Origin of the sequence: Aquimarina megaterium XH134 (genome assembly GCF_000520975.1) — a bacterium.
Lineage (GTDB): Bacteria > Bacteroidota > Bacteroidia > Flavobacteriales > Flavobacteriaceae > Aquimarina > Aquimarina megaterium.
Genome location: NZ_JACB01000138.1, coordinates 1 through 688 on the forward strand (window position 1 = coordinate 1; position 688 = coordinate 688).

General features: G+C 31.2%; 1 protein-coding gene. It reads right to left on the bottom strand.

Annotated elements, in window-relative coordinates:
- Positions 1-688 (bottom strand): hypothetical protein (locus Z053_RS31740; protein WP_025668169.1); only part of this gene is annotated, 688 nt, incomplete at both ends.

Here is a 688-nt window from a genome sequence, read left to right on the forward strand (position 1 = left end):
GCAGCTACAGATAAAGTCTCTTCCTGATCTACCTTGGCTTGGGGAGCAACTTGAAAAGTGCCTAATTTATTTATGTAATTATTATAGTCAGCTTCAAAATCTGAAAACACAAACTTATTTGTATTCATTCTAAAAATTGTTAAACCAGTCAAATTACTTATAGAAGAAGGTATTTTTCCTTTTAGATTATAGTTGTAAGAAATATTTATCCTAAAAAGAGTATTTGAGAATTGTCCAAATTCGCTCGGTATAGAACCTGACAATTTATTTCGAGATAAATTGAGATCACGTAATTTTGATAAATTACCCAACTCTGGAGGAATCACTCCTGTAAGTTGATTACTAAATAACAAAAGATCAATTAGATTAGAAAGCATACCTAATTCAGATGGTATATTACCCTCTAAATTATTAGAGTGTAAAAACAAAAATCTTAGAAAGGATAAATTTCCAAAACTTGAAGGTATATTACCCGACAGATTATTCGAATGTAAATATATTGTCCTTAGTTCTATCAAACTTCCTAAAGAATTTGGTAAAGTTCCGGTAAGGTTATTTTCTGGTAGTGATATTCCTTTCACCTTACCTTCACTCACTGTTACACCAAACCAATCACATACTTTAGAAGTAGGGTCATTGACTAACCAAGGTTTGTTATTTGCTATCGTATTCGTCCAATTAGCACCAT